Origin of the sequence: Parerythrobacter aurantius (assembly GCF_045291475.1) — a bacterium.
GTDB classification, from domain to species: domain Bacteria; phylum Pseudomonadota; class Alphaproteobacteria; order Sphingomonadales; family Sphingomonadaceae; genus Parerythrobacter; species Parerythrobacter aurantius.
Genome location: NZ_CP147985.1, coordinates 461986 through 477889 on the forward strand (window position 1 = coordinate 461986; position 15904 = coordinate 477889).

The following is a 15904-nucleotide window of genomic DNA, read 5'->3' on the forward strand; positions in this document are numbered from 1 at the left end:
GCCTGGACCGGTCCGAATCCTTTCCGCAGTCGCGGCGGCGATGGCCTTTGCCGTCCCCTTTGCCGCGTCTGCGGAGGACGCGCTGCCATCCGCCGCCGCAGCGGGGGACACCACCACCGGATCGGCAAGAGGGCAGGTGTACGAGCCCGGCTATTTCGAACGGTTTGCGCCGCGCACCGCGCTCGACATGCTGGAACAAGTTCCCGGCTTCCAGATCACCGGCGACAGCGACGACGGCGGCCGCGGGCTCGGCCAGGCAAGCCAGAACGTGCTGGTCAATGGCGCAAGGCTGTCGAGCAAGAGCGAAGGCGTCCGCGACCAGCTGAAACGGATACCGGCGGCAAAGGTGCTGCGGATCGAGATCGTGGAAGGCACCTCGCTGGGGCTGCCCGGCCTCAGCGGCCCGGTCGCCAACGTGACGGTCGATCTCGACGGTGTCTCAGGTTCCTTCGCTTGGAAATCACGCATTCGTGCGACCTCGGTCGATCCCGAATGGTACGGCGGCGAGATATCGCTGGCAGGGCGCAGCGGCGCGCTGAACTACACGCTGGCGCTGCGCAACAACAACGATCGCGGCGGATCGGAAGGGCCGGGCGTACTGCGCGACGCGGCCGGCGCTGTCTTCCAGCGCGAAGACATCGTCGCCGTTTTCGCGTTCGACAAGCCGACGCTGTCTGCCAACCTCGGTTACGATTTCGGCGGCGGCGTCACCGCAACGCTCAACCTGTCCTACAACCGGGCCTATTTCCGGCGCAAGGATGACCGGACGATCACCGGGCCGGCGCTCGACCCGCTGCAACGCGCGATCCGCACGCGCGAGACCGGCTACGAATACGAGGTTGGCGGCGACATCGCCTTCCCGCTGGCCGGCGGCAAGCTCAAGCTGATCGGGCTTGAACGGTTCGACCGCGAGGATTTCAGCCAGACGCTGGTGGACGAATTCGACGACCCCGCCCTGGCATCGCGCGGATCGCGCTTCACCCGGCTCGACGGCATCGGCGAGCGGATCGGCCGGGCCGAATACGACTTTTCCCTGTGGGGCGGCGAATGGCAGATTGCCGGCGAGGCTGCCTTCAACCGTCTCGGCCGGGTATCGGGGCTGGGAATGCTCGGCGCCGATGGCAGCTTCGTGCCGGTGGATTTCCCGCAGGGCACCGGCGGTGTGACCGAAGACCGATACGAGTTTTCCGCCAGCCTCAGCCGCCCCTTGGGGCCGCGGCTGGGCCTGCAAGTGACCGGTGCCTACGAGTTGTCGACCCTGCGGCAGACCGGCAGCGCTGCCAACGATCGCAGCTTCGCCCGGCCCAAGGGTTCGGTTTCGCTGGCATGGAGCAACGGCGCCGGTTTAGATGTCACGGCAACTGCGGAACGCAAGGTCGGCCAGCTCTCGTTCGGCGATTTCCTCGCCAGCGTGTTTCTCGACAACGACAATGCCAATGGCGGCAACAACCAGCTGGTCCCGCAGCAGAGCTGGGAAACGCGGCTAGAACTGAGCAAGACGCTCGGCCGGTGGGGATCGACCAGCATGATCCTCGCCCGCGAGTGGGTCGAGGACTACATCGACATCATTCCCATCGGCACCGCGTCAGAGGCACGCGGCAATATCGATCGCGCGACCTTCAGCACGCTGGTCTGGAACACCACTCTCAAGCTCGATTCGCTGGGATGGAGAGGCGCCCAGCTCAATGCGGAAATCGCGCTGGAGGATACCTCGCTCCGCGATCCGCTGACCGGTGAAGGGCGCAGCATTTCCGAAGGGTCCGACCGGGAAACCGAAATCGAGCTCCGCCACGATGTGCCGGGTTCCGACATCGCCTGGGGCAGCCGGTTGCGCTACGAGCGCAAGCGCCCCTATTACCGAACAGGGGAGATCGGCCGCACCCAAGATGGCCCGGCCTTCCTCAGCCTGTTCCTCGAACACAAGGACCTGCTCGGCCTGACAGGCAAGGTGACGGTGGGCAATCTGCTCGGAGGCCGCGACCGGTTCGAACGGACGGTGTGGAACGGGTATCGCGATGTCGCCCCGGTCCGTTTCACCGAGGATCGCGACCGGCGCATCGGTCCCATCCTCCGCTTTGACGTCAGCGGCAATTTCTGAGCGCATTCAGCGACTAATGTCGTTCGTCCGGCAGTATCGGGCGTCCGTACCGTATTCGCCGGAGACCATGTCGCTCGTCTCGCGTGTTCGACTCTCCGTCGATGATTACTGTTGTAATCGACATAATCCCGCGAAACGCATCGAACCCCCCGAGGAGAGAGGACCCGATAGCGTGCGACCCCTGGCAACCCGATCCGTCGCCCTAGCGCTGGTACTGGCCACCCTGCCCTTCCCGGCCATGGCAGAAGACGTGGCCGCCCCTGCCGCCGACAGCGCCTCCTCCCTGCCCGAAGGGTCGCTGGTCACCGACGGACAGGGCCAGGTGTACGAACCGGCCTATTTCGCGCAGTTCACTCCGCGGACCGCGCTCGACATGGTCGTGCGCATCCCGGGCTTTGCCATCAATGACGGCAACCAGGGCCAGCGCGGCCTGGGGCAGGCGAACCAGAACGTGCTGGTCAACGGCAAGCGGTTTTCCAGCAAGTCGGACAGCCTGTTCGACCAGTTGCAGCGCATCCCCGCAGGCGACGTGCTGCGGATCGAGATCCTCGACGGAACCGCCCTCGATATCCCCGGGCTGAGCGGACAGGTCGCCAACGTCGTCTATCGCAGCACGCGCACCTCCGGCCAGTTCCGGTGGCGCGGGGGCTTTCGTCCCTACAACACCGAGGCCCAGCTTTTCGGCGGCGAGGTGTCCATCACCGGCCGCGAGGGGGCGCTGGGCTACACCGTGTCGCTTTCCAATCCCAATGACCGCTTCGGGGCTGACGGGCCGACCATTGTCACCGACGCTGCAGGGGTGCTGATCGAGGAACAGTTCAGCAAGTTTTCGGGTCGGTTCGACAACCCCAAGCTGGCGACCAATTTCAGCTATGATTTCGGCGGCGGCACGCTGGCCAATCTCAACCTCAGCTACGCCCATGAATTCTACGAGATCAAGGAGCCGGAAACAGGCACGTCTTCTGCCGGGCTGGTGCGGAGCCGCGACCTGCTGACGAACGGCACCAAGCCGTCCTACGAAATCGGCGGCGATATCGCGTTTCCGGCCGGGCCGGGCACGCTCAAGCTCATCGGGCTCGAACGCTACAGCCGCAATGACGATACCGTCACGCTGGTCGACAGCTTCAGCGACGGGCGCGGCGACACGGGCTTCCGCTTCAAGTCGCTGACTGGCATCGGCGAACGCATCGGGCGGTTCGAATACGGCTGGAAGATGTGGTCGGCCGACTGGCAGCTATCCGGCGAAGCGGCCTTCAACCGGCTCGACCGCGCGTCCCGCCTGTTCGAACTGGACCCGGCCGGCGACTTCGTGGAGCTGCCCTTCCCTGCCGGCACCGGGGGCGTCACCGAGGACCGCTACGAAGGTATTCTCAGTTTCAGCCGCCAGCTCACGCCCAAGCTGGCGCTGCAGATCACCGGCGGCGCCGAATACTCCAGGATCGAGCAGACCGGCTCCGCCGCCAACTCGCGCACCTTCCAGCGGCCCAAGGGTTCGCTCTCGCTCTCGTGGAAACCGCGCGCCGATTTCGACGTCACGCTCGAACTTCGGCGGCGCGTCGGCCAGCTCTCGTTCGGGGATTTTCTCGCGTCCGTTTCGCTCCAGAACGAGAACGAGAATGGCGGCAACAACCGCCTCCAGCCCGACCAGAGCTGGAATATCGAGGCGGAGGTGAACAAGGGCCTGGGCGCGTGGGGATCGGCCAAGCTGATCGTGCGGCAAGCATGGTTCGAGGATTTCGTCGACTTCTTCCCGCTGGCCAGCGGAGGCGAGGCGCGCGGCAATATCGGCGATGCGCAGCGCCTGCACGTCGAACTCAACGCCACGCTGAAAGGCGAGCCTGTCGGCCTGCCCGGGGCGAGGCTTGAGATGAAGGCGCTCAAGCGATGGATGGAGGTGACCGACCCCTTCACCGGCGAGACGCGCCCCTTCTCGTTCGACCTCGACAGCCTGCTCGAGGTCGACTTCCGGCATGACGTGCCACGGAGCGACTGGGCCTGGGGCGCCGGCCTCTTCACGGCCGACAACGTTCCCTATTCTCGTCGCCGCGAGATCGGGCGCGATTGGGAAGGGCCGACCTTCATGAACCTGTTCATCGAGAACAAGGACGTCTTCGGCCTCACAGTCCAGGCGCTGGTCGGCAACGTCCTGGGCGCGCGCAACAAGTTCGAGAGGACCGTGTTCGACGGCGACCGGCCCGGCGGCGGGGTGCTGTTTTCGGAAGTCCGCAACCGCCGGATCGGCCCGATCTTCCGCTTCACGGTGAGCGGCAGCTTCTAAACCGCTTGCATCGGTCGCTGCCGGTGGCAGTTTGCGGGGCATGAGATTGTTCGCCCCGCTGGTTGCGCTCGCCATTGCCCTGCCCGCCTCGGCGCAGGACGTCCCCCCGCCTGCCGAAGAGGTCGCTGCGGCACAGCTTGCGCGGATTGCCGCGCTCGACGACGCCGGCCCGCAGCTCAATGCCGTTATCGCGGTCAATCCCGATGCACCCCGCCAATCGCGCGAAGCGCAGGCGGCGGGCCTGCCGCTCGCCGGGCGCACGGTGCTGGTCAAGGACAATATAGAGACACGCGAACTGCCGACGACCGCAGGCAGCCTCGCCCTTGCCGCCAATCGCACCGACCGCGATGCGCCCCTCGTGGCGCGGCTGCGCGCGGCGGGCGGCGTGGTGCTGGGCAAGACCAACCTCAGCGAATGGGCCAATATCCGCAGCGATTCCTCGACCAGCGGGTGGAGCGCGGTCGGCGGACTGACGCGCAATCCCCATGCCACCGATCGCAACACCTGCGGCTCGTCCTCCGGCAGCGGCGCGGCGGTCGCAGCCGGCTTTGCCTGGGCCGCGATCGGGACCGAGACCAACGGGTCGATCACCTGCCCGGCCTCGATCAACGGGATCGTGGGCTTCAAGCCGAGCGTCGGCCTCGTCAGCCGGACCCATGTGGTGCCGATCTCGAGCACGCAGGATACGGCCGGGCCGATGACAAGGACCGTCGCGGACGCGGCGATGCTGCTGAACGCCATCGCCGGAACCGACCCGGCAGACCCGGCCACGGCCGAAGCCGACACGCGCAGGACCGACTTCACCAGCGGGCTTGGCGGAGACGGGCTGCGCGGGGTGCGGATCGGCGTCATGCGCAAGCAGGTCGGCAACCGGGCCGATGTCCGCTCTGCCTTCGAGCAGGCGCTGCGCGACATGCAGGCCGCCGGCGCGGAGCTGGTCGACATCGACTACGAGCCCGATGGTGCGATGTACCGCGACAGCTTCACCGTGCTGCTGTTCGAACTGCGCGAGGAGATGGGCAGGTATCTCGCCAGCCTGCCGGGCGAGGCGATGCCGCGCACGCTGGCCGACCTTATCGCCTTCAACAAGGCCAATGCCGCATCGGAGATGCGCTGGTTCGGGCAGGAGATCTTCGAACTGGCCGAAGCGACGACCGACCGCGAAGCCTATGCCAAGGCGCGGGAGAACGCAGTGCGCATCGCGGGGGCCGAGACGATCGACCGGCTGCTGGCCGACTTCAAGGTCAGCTTTCTCGTGTTCCCGACGATCGGGCCGGCCTGGACCACCGATCTCGTCAATGGCGACAACTACAATGGTTCGATCGGCTTCGGCAGCCCGGCCGCGATTGCCGGCTATCCCCACCTCACCGTTCCGATGGGCGCGGTCGAGGGCCTGCCTGTCGGCGTATCCCTTGTCGGCGCCAAGTGGGACGACCATGCCGTGCTCAAGGCAGGTGCAGCCTACGAAAAGGCCCGGACAGCGGTGCTGCCCGAGCCTTCTTTCGAACCCTGGCAACCGGCCGAGGCTGGCCCAGGCGAATAGCCCGCGGCCGGCCTGCCGGACCCGGCCTTACTTCTTGGCCGCCGCCTTCTTGGCAGCAGGCTTCTTGGCGGCCGGCTTCTTTTCGGCAGCTTCCTTCTTGGGAGCAGCTTCCTTCTTCGGGGCTGCTTCCTTCTTCGAAGCTGCTTCCTTCTTGGCAGGAGCCTTCTTCGCCGGAGCCTTCTTGGCCGGCTTCTTTTCTTCCTCGGCGTCGGCTTCGATCGCGGCCTCGAGTTCCTCGCGGGTCACTTCGCGGTCGGTGATCTCGGCCTTGTCGAACAGGAAGTCGACGACCTTGTCTTCATAGAGCGGGGCGCGCAGCTGGGCGGCGGCCATCGGGTCGTTGCGGATGAACTCCACGAACCGCTCGCGGTCCTCCTGGCGGTACTGCTGTGCCGCCTGGGTCATCAGCATGGTCATTTCCTGCTGGCTGATCTGGACGTTGTTGGCCTGGCCGATTTCCGACAGCAGCAGGCCGAGGCGCACGCGGCGTTCGGCGATGGCACGGTAATCGTCCTTCTCGGCCTCGATTTCCTTCAGCGCGGCGGCCGGGTCGTCTTCCCGTGCAGCTTCCTGCTGGAGCTGGTTCCAGATCTGCTGGAATTCGGCATCGACCATGCCCTGCGGCACGGCGAAGTCGTGACCCGCAGCGAGCTGGTCGAGAAGCGAGCGCTTCATCGCGGTCCGGGTCAGGCCCGCGGTTTCCTGCTCCAGCTGGCCGCGGATCAGTTCCTTGAGCTTGTCGAGACTTTCGAGGCCGAGGTTCGTGGCGAACTCGTCGTCGATGACGGTTTCGGTTTCGACCTTGACCTGCTTTACGACGATGGCGAACTGCGCATCCTTGCCGGCCAGGTGATCGGCCTGGTAGTTTTCCGGGAAGGTCACGGTGATGGTCTTCTCGTCACCGGTCTTCACGCCCACGAGCTGCTCTTCGAAGCCGGGGATGAATGTGCCCGAACCCAGCACCAGCGGTGCGTCTTCGGCCTTGCCGCCGTCGAATTCGACGCCGTCGATCGAGCCCACGAAGTCGATGATCAGCTGGTCGCCATCGGCCGCCTTCTTCGTTTTGGGCTCGTCCTTGTAGCTCTTGTTGTTGCCGGCGATGCGGGTGATGGTTTCCATCACCGCCTCGTCGGACACCGGCACGGTCAGCCGTTCGAGCTTGAGGCCGTCAACGCTCGGCGCCTCGATTTCGGGGAGGACTTCGAGGTCGATCGTGACCTTGGCATCCTTGCCCTGCTCGTAATCGTCGTTGAGCGCGATCGACGGCTGCATCGCGGGGCGCAGCTTGTTGTCGGCCATGACCTTGTCGACCGATTCGCGGATCGTGTCGTTGATGACCTGGGCGTGCAGCTGTTCGCCATGCATCTTGCGGACGAGGTTGGCAGGCACCTTGCCGGGGCGGAAGCCGGGCATGCGCACCTGCGGCGCGATCTTCTTCACCTCGGCTTCGATCTTCGCATCGATGTCCTTGGCGGTCAGCGTCAGCTCGTAGCCGCGCTTGAGGCCCTCGTTGGTGGTCTCTTTGGTCTGCATGGGGATGTCTTGTGCCTTACTCGAGTATTGCTGTGCGCGAGAGGTCAGCCAGGGGCGGATTGGTGCGGGCGAAGGGACTCGAACCCCCACATCTTTCGATACTGGTACCTAAAACCAGCGCGTCTACCAATTCCGCCACGCCCGCTAACCCGAACGAAGCCGCGCGGCACGCCGGGGGCGCACCGCGTTGAACGCGCGCCTCTAATGGCTGGCGCGGCAAAGGGCAAGCGCCGGATAGGCCAATTGCCTGAGCCGGTCGCCAGAGTGCTTGCGGAGCCGCGCGCGCACGACTATCGGCGCGGCCCATGAGCGACGAAAACACTCCAGAGAATGCCCCCGCCAAGGGTGGCACCGACACCCCGCCCGATCACCTGTCGGTCAATCCGCGCAGCCCGCATTTTAATGCCGACCTGCTGCAGCGGGGCGTGGGCATCCGGTTCAAGGGCCGCGTGCGGACCGATATCGAGGAATACTCGATCTCCGAAGGCTGGGTCCGGGTCCAGGCCGGCAAGACGCTCGACCGCAAGGGCCAGCCGCTGACGCTCAAGCTCAACGGCGAGGTCGAGGCCTGGTTCGAAGACCTGGGCGACAATCCGCCGGTGGCGAAAAAGGGCTGAGGCCGCTTCCATTCACCCCCGAAAAATCAACGGGTTGGCACGGAAGGTCACACAAAGTTCACACCAAAACCCAACACGTTCGGCGTAGAGGGCGGGCACGAGGTAATGCGGGCGACGGATCACGATCTGAAAGAGCCCGTGCGACTCTAGCAATCCCGTGCGCTGTAGGAAAACGGCCTGTTTGACCCCGCGACTGCCGGTCGCGCGGCAACAATTCAGTCGTATTGCGCCAGCACGGCCGCAAAGGGATCGGCCTGCGGTGCAGGGCGAGGTCCGGCGACGGGTTTGCGCTGGACAGGCGGCAATGCGGCGCGCGCTGGCGCGCTGCCTGCCCCGGCCTCAAGCTTCACTGCCGGCGGACTGGCCGGCTCGCCCAGACCCGCGAAGGCCTTGCTGAAATCGCGCGAAGGCTTGGCGGAAAGCGGGGCGCTTGCGGGCGGCGACAGCGAAACCTGCGGTGCTTGCCGTGGCGCAGCGGCAAGGCGCGTGTCGGGTGTTGCCTTGCTCGCCTTGCCATCGGCATAGATGAAGCCTGCAACCGGCCAGCGCGTCGTACCGAGATCCTGCAGCGGCGCATACCACACGCGCACTTCGCTCCAGTCGCCGCGTTCCGACACATCGACCGCCTTCACGCCGCGCTCGACCTGCCCGCGGCGTCCGTCGATCGGCGACCAGTTGGCATGGTCGAGCAGCACGGTCCGGGCATCGATGACGCGGACCACGGTGGCGACATGGCCCAATTGCATCCGCTCCGTCGGGATGAAGGCCATCACGGCACCCGGCTTCGGCTGGCGACCGCGAGCGTAGCGCCCTTCGGCCTGCGCCCACCAGGTGTGCGCATCGCCATAGATCTGGATCCCGCTGACGCTGCGGGCGTAGGGCGCACACTGGAGATAGGGCGGAAGTTCGCCCCCGGTCCCGATCGGAACGGCGACCGTTCGGGCGGTCGCGATGCCTTCGGGCACGACGCCGAGGGCGGCAAGTACCGTCATCGCAGCAAGGATTTTCGCGGTCCGCTTCATCCTGCCGGAGATGCCGCAACAGGGTTACCATGGCCCTGCCCGTTAGGGTAAACGCGCGTTTACACTATGTGACACGGGCCGCCTGCATTCCAATGCGCGCTTGCCAAGTCGCCTGCGAGGGGCCACCTGCGCGCTGTCATGTCCGCGCGCAAACCCACCGTCATCATCATCGGCCGTCCCAATGTCGGCAAGTCCACCCTGTTCAACCGGCTGGTGGGCAAGAAGCTGGCGCTGGTCGACGACCAGCCCGGGGTGACGCGCGACCGCCGGATGGGCGATGCAGAACTCGCGGGAATGCAGTTCACCGTGGTCGACACCGCCGGGTGGGAGGACGAGGATCCCGACACTCTCCCCGGCCGGATGCGCGCCCAGACGCAGGTCAGCCTCGAAGGGGCCGACGCGGCGCTCTTCGTCATCGATGCCCGTGCCGGGATCACGCCGCTCGACGAGGAAATCGCCCGCTGGCTGCGCACGGTCGAGGTGCCGGTGGTGCTGGTCGCCAACAAGGCGGAAGGCCGCGCGGGCGATGCCGGGCTGTACGAGGCCTACGCGCTGGGCCTCGGCGATCCGGCCCCGATCTCGGCCGAACACGGCGAAGGCGTTGCCGACCTGTTCGAAGGGCTATGGCCGGTGATCGGCCATTTCGAGAAGGAAGCCGAAGCGCTCGCCGAGGCGCGCGCAGAGGGCGGCGAGGACGGTTCCGGGGACGGGGACGAAGACGAACCGCTCGGCCCGCTCAAGCTCGCGATCGTCGGGCGGCCGAATGCCGGCAAGTCCACCCTGATCAACCGGCTGCTGGGCGAAGACCGGCTGCTGACCGGGCCCGAGGCCGGGATCACCCGCGATTCGATCGCCGTCGACTGGCAGTGGACCGATCCCAAGAGCGGCGAGACCCGCGACATTCGCCTGATAGACACCGCCGGGATGCGCAAGCGCGCCAAGGTCGTCGACAAGCTTGAGAAGCTCTCGGTCGCCGACGGGCTGCGGGCGGTCGACTATGCCGAGGTCGTCGTGCTGCTGCTCGATGCGACCCAGGGCCTCGAGCATCAGGATCTCAAGATCGCCAGCAAGGTGCTCGAGGAAGGGCGCGCGCTGATGGTTGCGATCAACAAGTGGGACGTGGCGGAACACGCCAGCTCGTTGTTCAACGGCATCAAGGGCGCGCTCGACGAAGGGCTGTCGCAGGTGCGCGGCCTGCCGGTGTTCGCGGTCAGCGCGCGAACCGGCAAGGGCCTCGACGACATGCTGCGCGCCGCCTTTGTGCTGCGCGAGGCGTGGAGCCGGCGGGTGCCGACATCGGCGCTCAACCGCTGGTTCGACGATGCGCTGGAGGCGAACCCGCCCCCGGCGCCTGGCGGCAAGCGCATCAAGCTGCGCTACATCACCCAGCCTACCACCCGCCCGCCGCGCTTCGTGGTGTTCGGCACTAGGCTGGAACTGCTGCCCAAGAGCTACGAGCGTTATCTCGTCAACGGCATCCGCAAGAACCTCGGCTTCGACGCGGTGCCGGTGCGGGTGGTGCTGAAAAGCGCGAAGAACCCGTATTCGAAGGATTGAGCCGATGCTCGACCTGCTGCTGCCGACCGGCAACATCGCTACCGAACTGGTCCAGCGAACCTCCAGCACGCTGATCGTGCAGGAAATCGTGCGGCTGAGCCTGGCCCCGGCGTTCCTGCTGGCCGCCATCGGCGCGGTCATGAACGTGATGATGAGCCGCCTGATCTGGGTCGCCAACCGGATCCACCGGCTGGAAGAGCGGATGGAAGAGGAACAGACGCCCAAGGAACGGCGCGAACTCGCGCGCCTGCGGCGCCGTCGCCGCTATGCCCAGCGGGCGATGATGTTCAGCACCGGCGCGGCGCTCACCATCTCGCTCGTCATTCTGCTGCTGTTCGTCAGCGCCTTCATCACCCCGCAGATCGGCACGCTGACGGCGATTGCATGGATCACGACCATGCTGCTGCTGATCGCCGGCCTCGTGCTGTTCGCGGTGGAGACGGTAATCGCCTCGCTTGGCCAGCGCCGCGAAGGGCAGGACGAGGGCAGCTAGCGGTCCTTTCGTCGCAGCGAGGCAACGGCGCGAGGCATCCGGCGACGACCGACCCCGATTCGTCGCGGGGCGGGGCCGCGATACGTCCGCGCGCAAGGTTCGCGGCGCAGAATCCGGGCAAATTCCCAGCCACAGGAGATTGCCATGAAAACCCTGGACATCACCGTCACCGGCGAAAGCGGCGCGCAGGCCACCCTGAAGGCGCCGGACATCGCGACCGCGCTTGCCGTCGCGGATATCAATGCGTGCGATGGCGAGGTCGCGATCAGCCGCGGCAAGCGCCCGCTCGCGCGTCTGCGCAAGCGCGAGGCGGACGGCGGCGGCTTCTGGGAGGTCAATCCCTGAGGCTGACCGCGAACTTGGGCCTCACCCCTCCTCCGCAGCCTTGCTTTGCAGCTGGACGTAGTTCTGCAGGCCCATGCGTTCGATCATGTCGAACTGGGTTTCGAGGAAATCGACATGCTCCTCCTCGCTTTCGAGGATGCGGGCGAAGATCTCGCGGGTGACGTAGTCGCGCACCTTCTCGCAATGCTCGATACCGTCGCGCAGCAGCGGGATCGCCTCGTGCTCAATCGCCAGGTCGGCGCGCAGGATTTCCTCGACCGTCTCGCCGACCTTGAGCTTGTGGATGGCCTGGAAGTTGGGCAACCCGCCGAGGAACAGCACGCGTTCGGCCAGCACATCGGCGTGCTTCATCTCGTCGATCGATTCGTGCCGCTCGTATTCGGCGAGCTTGTGCACGCCCCAGTCGGCCAGCACGCGGTAGTGCAGCCAGTACTGGTTGATCGCGGTCAGTTCGTTGGTCAGCGCCTTATTGAGATAGTCGATGACGACGGGATCGCCCTTCATGACCCACACTCCTGCAATGGAAGATCGGCCCCGAACATAGGCGGGCAAAGACCTTCCCGACAAGGGCGAAAAGCCGAAAAAACGGCGGAATTCCGCCATTTGCGAGCGATTAGCAATAGCGCGGTTTCAGTTCAGGCTGCGACGCGTTTGCAGCACAGCTGGCGTTCGTCGTCGAGGATCTCGTCTGCCTCGCACAGGCAGCTGCCGCACTGCGGTGCCTTGCCGAGCGCCGCATAGGCGGCGACCGCGTCACCCGGGCAGCGCAGGGCAACCGTGCGCAGCTCGCTTTCACGAATGGCATTGCAGACGCAGACGTACATCCGGTTGGCTCCTGCGAGTGATTCGCAAAAGGGAGTTTATGCGAACAATTCGCAATAGCAAGCGGAAAGCTGCTATCGCCTCAGAGCGAACAGGCGACCGTAGGTAAGGCATCGCCACAGCCACTCCAGCGGCCCGAAGCGGTAGCGTTCGAGCCAGGGCTTCGACCACAGCAACATGAGCCCCCACGTCAGTAGCACCACCAAGTAAAGCTGTGGCCGGTCCAGCTGGCCGAACAGGCCGAGCGCCCAGCCGTGGAAGACGATCATCATGACGATCGAAGTGCCGAGATAATTGGTGAAGGCCGCCCTGCCTGCAGCCGAGACGCGCTGGCCCAGCCACCCCGTCGCGCGCGGGGCATAGAGCGACAGCAAGGCGGCAAGGCCCAGCACCATGGCCAGCCGCGGCAGCACCGTCATGCCCATCATCGCGGCCAGCGTGCTCCAGTAACTGAAGCCCGCTGCCTTCACCCACAGGCCGATGGCGAGGTGGCAGGCCCCGCCCGCCAGCACGCCGATCCAGCCCCACAGCCGCATCCGGCCCGGGTCCAGCCCGCCGCTGAACAGGCCGAACCGGTAGAGCGCGATGCCGATCAGCATCAGCGGGAACGTCTCGAGGAAGAACATCAGAATACCCACCGCCGGGTCGGCCAGGTGGACGTCGAACCGATGCGCGATCAGCCCGGCATAGTCGCCGGCCAACTTCAGGCCGGTGTCGACCCGGTCATCCTCCAGCGCGTATTCCTGCTGCTCCAGCGCGCCCTCGCGCATTTCCGCGAAGGCAGGCTGCTCGCCCATCGGCGTCTCGGCGGCGAGGTAGAAGGGCACCAGCATCGCAGCCAGCATCAGCGCCCCGACAAGGTACCCCAGCAGGCCGACCACCAGCTGCGTCCGTGCCTTCCAGCGCAGGCACAGCAGCGCGACCATGCCAATGATGGCGTAATAGGTCAGGATGTCCCCGCGCCAGATGAAGAAGTAGTGGATCAGGCCGAACACCAGCAGCCAACACAGGCGCCGAAACTGCAGCCGCCGGTCCTGCCCCTTGGCCCAGGCCTTTTCCATGAACAGCATCATCCCTGCGCCGAACAGCAGCGAGAACAGCCCGCGCATCTTGCCGTCGACCAGCACCAGCTGGGCAATCCACATCCAGCCGCCCGGATCATTGACCGGGACGCGGAAGCTGTCGGGAAACATATAGGCCGAAAAGGGCTGGCCGAAGGCGACGATATTGGCAGCCAGGATGCCCATCACCGCTATGCCGCGAATGAAATCCAGGCTGGACAGCCGCTCTGCCGATGCCATCGCGACAGGCGCTGCAGGGCCTGCGGCCGTGCCCTCGTCGTCACTGCCCGATTGCGCCACACCGTCCATCGCAGTCCCTCCGTCCGGGCCAGGACCTAGCATGGTCGTCATGACGCCGGAAGCGGCCCGGCAGGCTTATCGCCCGCCGCGTGTGCGTGCCCCCAAGGTAAGCCGGCGCGTGCGCTAGCGGGTGACGAGACAGCTCTGGCCGCCGCGCTTCAGCGCGTCGCAGGCGGATTGCGCCTCGGCCTGCGTGGCGAAGCCGCCGGCCTGCAGCCTGGTCAGGTTGCCCGAGACGAAGAGCAGCTTGGTCGCCCCGGCGAGTTCCGGCCGCCTGGCCAGCTGGTCCCACAGCCGCTCGGCATTGGCCTTGACCGAGAATGCGCCGAGCTGAACCTTCCACGGCCCGGCAGCCTTCGGGGCAGCGGGGGCCGCCTTCGCAACAGTCGGGGCCGGGGCAGGCACCGTAACGGCAGGCGCAGGCGAAGCGACCGCGGCAACCTGCGGCGCGGGAACGGCAGCACGGGCACCCGTGTCGGCGGGGCTGCGCGCCCCGGTCACCCGTCCGGCTTCCGCAAGCGCCGCCTGTGCCGCTGCCACCGACGGGGCGGCAGCAACCTGCGGGATCGGCTGCGGCAACCGCACCGGCGGCGTGACGCGGGATTCGGAAGCGGCCGACGGCAACGAAGGTTCGGCGGCGGCCAGCGCGCGGCCATCGGCGCCGAGATCGGACGCTGCCAGCTGGCTCGACAGCCGCGCATCGGCCTCGCGCTTGAGCTGCGCGGCAAGAGGCTGGGCCTCCTGGCGCTGCTCGATCGGAATGAAATCGTCCATCTGCTTGATGGCGGGGCCGGCCTGCGGCAGGCCGGCGGCATTGGCAAGGGTCAGCAGGGCATAGGCGCGCACCCAGTCCTTTTCGACCAGGTCGCCGTTGAAATGGGCGATGCCGAGCAGGTACTGCGCCCGGGGATCGCCGCGGTCGGCGGCGGAGCGGACATAGGGCATGGCCTCTTCGCGGCGACCGCCCTGGAACAGCAGCAGCCCGAGATTGTCGGCCGCCTTGATGTGCCCCTGGGCCGCGGCCTTGGCGTAGAAGATTTCGGCCTGGCGGGCGTTCTGTTCCACCCCGCGCCCGAGACGATAGGCCTGTGCCATGTTGAACTGTGCGTCCGGATCGCCCTTGGCCGCGGGATCCCGCCATTCCTTCACCGCGCGGTCGTAATCGCCCGCGCCCCAGGCATCGACACCCGCCTTGACGTCGGCGAATGCTACTGCCGGCCACGCCAGCAATGTCGCCGCCAGCAAACCCTTACGTGCAAGTATCATGGTCATCGCGTCCCGCTAACCTCTCAGGTCGTTCCGTCAGGAAGTCGCGGGATAAGGTGACATAGTGAACATCGCGTTAGCAAAGATTTTCTAACCCGGCGCGGATAGCAGGGTGGATGAGATGGGCAGCCCCCAACCGCGCAGTCGCCACGTCGTTAACCCAAAATTAGGGGTATCCTGCGATCTCCCTTGGTGAAAGCCCGCGACAGGCGTGGGTCATCGAAGCAAATCAGGGGGATCGACCTGTGCGAGTATTGGCACTGGCTTCGCAAAAAGGCGGATCGGGCAAGACGACCCTTTCGGGGCACCTGGCCGTCCAGGCACAGCGCGCAGGCGCTGGCCCGGTGGTATTGATCGACATCGACCCGCAAGGTTCGCTGGCCGACTGGTGGAACGAGCGCGAGGCGGAATATCCGGCCTTTGCCCAGACGACCGTGGCGCGACTCGCCAACGACCTGCAGATCCTGCGCCAGCAGGGCTTCAAGCTGGCCGTGATCGATACACCTCCGGCCATCACCATGGCGATCCAGTCGGTCATCGGCGTCGCCGAACTGATCGTGGTGCCGACCCGTCCCAGCCCGCATGACCTGCGCGCCGTGGGCGCTACCGTCGACCTGTGCGAACGCGCCGGCAAGCCGCTGGTGTTCGTCGTCAACGCCGCCACGCCCAAGGCCAAGATCACCAGCGAGGCCGCCGTCGCCCTGTCGCAGCACGGCACTGTCGCCCCGATCACCCTCCATCACCGCACCGATTTCGCCGCCTCGATGATCGACGGCCGCACCGTGATGGAAGTCGATCCGGAAAGCCGCAGCGCCGCCGAAGTGACCGCGCTGTGGGGCTATATCGCCGACCGGCTCGAGAAGAATTTCCGCCGCACCGTTTTTGCCGCACCGGGCTCGGTCTCGCAGCTTCCCGGCGCAGGCCGTCCGCAGGGTGGCTTCGGCCGCCGGGTGGCCCAGTAAGCAAGGC

14 protein-coding genes and 1 tRNA gene are annotated in these 15904 nt (G+C 66.3%); 8 read left to right on the forward strand and 7 right to left on the reverse strand.

The window, feature by feature from the left end:
* Window positions 1–40 precede the first annotated feature (40 nt).
* From WAB17_RS02340 to WAB17_RS02350, 3 genes are all read left to right on the forward strand, one after another.
* A complete protein-coding gene (locus WAB17_RS02340; protein WP_435418434.1) occupies window positions 41–2098 on the forward strand; it encodes a TonB-dependent receptor plug domain-containing protein in 2058 nt (685 codons plus the stop codon).
* Between the two features lie 172 nt (window positions 2099–2270).
* Window positions 2271–4376, forward strand: a complete 2106-nt coding sequence (locus WAB17_RS02345) for a TonB-dependent receptor plug domain-containing protein (protein WP_435418435.1) — start codon at window positions 2271–2273, stop codon at window positions 4374–4376.
* 40 nt (window positions 4377–4416) lie between these two features.
* Window positions 4417–5919 (forward strand): amidase, encoded by a 1503-nt coding sequence (locus WAB17_RS02350; protein ID WP_435418436.1) that lies wholly within the window; start codon window positions 4417–4419, stop codon window positions 5917–5919.
* Window positions 5920–5946: 27 nt separating this feature from the next.
* Here the strand turns inward: WAB17_RS02350 and tig are convergent, their stop codons facing one another.
* Both tig and WAB17_RS02360 read right to left on the reverse strand, forming a co-directional pair.
* The gene (gene tig, locus WAB17_RS02355) at window positions 5947–7452 is read right to left on the reverse strand and encodes a trigger factor (protein ID WP_435418437.1); all 1506 of its coding nucleotides are present in this window, start codon (window positions 7450–7452) and stop codon (window positions 5947–5949) included.
* A 60-nt stretch (window positions 7453–7512) separates the two neighbouring features.
* Window positions 7513–7597 (reverse strand) — tRNA-Leu (locus WAB17_RS02360).
* A 160-nt stretch (window positions 7598–7757) separates the two neighbouring features.
* Between WAB17_RS02360 and WAB17_RS02365 the strand changes: the two genes are divergently transcribed.
* Window positions 7758–8069 carry a DUF3297 family protein gene (locus WAB17_RS02365; RefSeq protein ID WP_435418438.1) on the forward strand — a complete coding sequence of 104 codons (312 nt, stop codon included), beginning with the start codon at window positions 7758–7760 and terminating at the stop codon, window positions 8067–8069.
* 215 nt (window positions 8070–8284) lie between these two features.
* On the opposite strand, the gene WAB17_RS02370 is transcribed toward WAB17_RS02365, so the two are convergent.
* Window positions 8285–9091: a CHAP domain-containing protein gene (locus WAB17_RS02370; RefSeq protein ID WP_435418439.1), complete on the reverse strand. Its 807-nt coding sequence runs from the start codon at window positions 9089–9091 to the stop codon at window positions 8285–8287.
* Between the two features lie 138 nt (window positions 9092–9229).
* On the opposite strand from WAB17_RS02370, the gene der reads away from it, so the two are divergent.
* The 3 genes from der to WAB17_RS02385 all read left to right on the forward strand — a co-directional run bounded on the left by der (window position 9230) and on the right by WAB17_RS02385 (window position 11486).
* Window positions 9230–10648 carry a ribosome biogenesis GTPase Der gene (gene der, locus WAB17_RS02375; RefSeq protein WP_435418440.1) on the forward strand — a complete coding sequence of 473 codons (1419 nt, stop codon included), beginning with the start codon at window positions 9230–9232 and terminating at the stop codon, window positions 10646–10648.
* Between the two features lie 4 nt (window positions 10649–10652).
* Window positions 10653–11141, forward strand: a complete 489-nt coding sequence (locus WAB17_RS02380; RefSeq protein WP_435418441.1) for a DUF2721 domain-containing protein — start codon at window positions 10653–10655, stop codon at window positions 11139–11141.
* A gap of 144 nt (window positions 11142–11285) precedes the next feature.
* Complete coding sequence (locus WAB17_RS02385) at window positions 11286–11486, forward strand: hypothetical protein (protein WP_435418442.1); 201 nt, start codon at window positions 11286–11288, stop codon at window positions 11484–11486.
* Between the two features lie 21 nt (window positions 11487–11507).
* On the opposite strand, the gene bfr is transcribed toward WAB17_RS02385, so the two are convergent.
* From bfr to WAB17_RS02405, 4 genes are all read right to left on the reverse strand, one after another.
* The gene (gene bfr / locus WAB17_RS02390; protein ID WP_435418443.1) at window positions 11508–11990 is read right to left on the reverse strand and encodes a bacterioferritin; all 483 of its coding nucleotides are present in this window, start codon (window positions 11988–11990) and stop codon (window positions 11508–11510) included.
* A 131-nt stretch (window positions 11991–12121) separates the two neighbouring features.
* Window positions 12122–12310 (reverse strand): (2Fe-2S)-binding protein, encoded by a 189-nt coding sequence (locus WAB17_RS02395; protein WP_435418444.1) that lies wholly within the window; start codon window positions 12308–12310, stop codon window positions 12122–12124.
* A 72-nt stretch (window positions 12311–12382) separates the two neighbouring features.
* Window positions 12383–13720, reverse strand: a complete 1338-nt coding sequence (locus WAB17_RS02400; RefSeq protein ID WP_435418445.1) for a DUF418 domain-containing protein — start codon at window positions 13718–13720, stop codon at window positions 12383–12385.
* Window positions 13721–13792: 72 nt separating this feature from the next.
* The gene (locus WAB17_RS02405) at window positions 13793–14935 is read right to left on the reverse strand and encodes an SPOR domain-containing protein (RefSeq protein WP_435418446.1); all 1143 of its coding nucleotides are present in this window, start codon (window positions 14933–14935) and stop codon (window positions 13793–13795) included.
* A 245-nt stretch (window positions 14936–15180) separates the two neighbouring features.
* Between WAB17_RS02405 and WAB17_RS02410 the strand changes: the two genes are divergently transcribed.
* Entirely contained in the window at window positions 15181–15897 is a 717-nt protein-coding gene (locus tag WAB17_RS02410; protein WP_435418447.1) for an AAA family ATPase, read from the forward strand.
* The last annotated feature ends 7 nt before the right edge of the window (window positions 15898–15904 follow it).

Bases quoted from the DNA above. Each gene is read 5' to 3' on its own strand.
- WAB17_RS02370 (WP_435418439.1), bottom strand. From the start codon at position 9,091: ATGAAGCGGACCGCGAAAATCCTTGCTGCGATGACGGTACTTGCCGCC.
- WAB17_RS02340 (WP_435418434.1), top strand. From the start codon at position 41: ATGGCCTTTGCCGTCCCCTTTGCCGCGTCTGCGGAGGACGCGCTGCCA.
- WAB17_RS02385 (WP_435418442.1), top strand. From the start codon at position 11,286: ATGAAAACCCTGGACATCACCGTCACCGGCGAAAGCGGCGCGCAGGCC.
- tig (WP_435418437.1), bottom strand. From the start codon at position 7,452: ATGCAGACCAAAGAGACCACCAACGAGGGCCTCAAGCGCGGCTACGAG.
- WAB17_RS02365 (WP_435418438.1), top strand. From the start codon at position 7,758: ATGAGCGACGAAAACACTCCAGAGAATGCCCCCGCCAAGGGTGGCACC.
- WAB17_RS02405 (WP_435418446.1), bottom strand. From the start codon at position 14,935: ATGATACTTGCACGTAAGGGTTTGCTGGCGGCGACATTGCTGGCGTGG.
- WAB17_RS02350 (WP_435418436.1), top strand. From the start codon at position 4,417: ATGAGATTGTTCGCCCCGCTGGTTGCGCTCGCCATTGCCCTGCCCGCC.
- WAB17_RS02395 (WP_435418444.1), bottom strand. From the start codon at position 12,310: ATGTACGTCTGCGTCTGCAATGCCATTCGTGAAAGCGAGCTGCGCACG.
- der (WP_435418440.1), top strand. From the start codon at position 9,230: ATGTCCGCGCGCAAACCCACCGTCATCATCATCGGCCGTCCCAATGTC.
- WAB17_RS02400 (WP_435418445.1), bottom strand. From the start codon at position 13,720: ATGACGACCATGCTAGGTCCTGGCCCGGACGGAGGGACTGCGATGGAC.
- WAB17_RS02380 (WP_435418441.1), top strand. From the start codon at position 10,653: ATGCTCGACCTGCTGCTGCCGACCGGCAACATCGCTACCGAACTGGTC.
- bfr (WP_435418443.1), bottom strand. From the start codon at position 11,990: ATGAAGGGCGATCCCGTCGTCATCGACTATCTCAATAAGGCGCTGACC.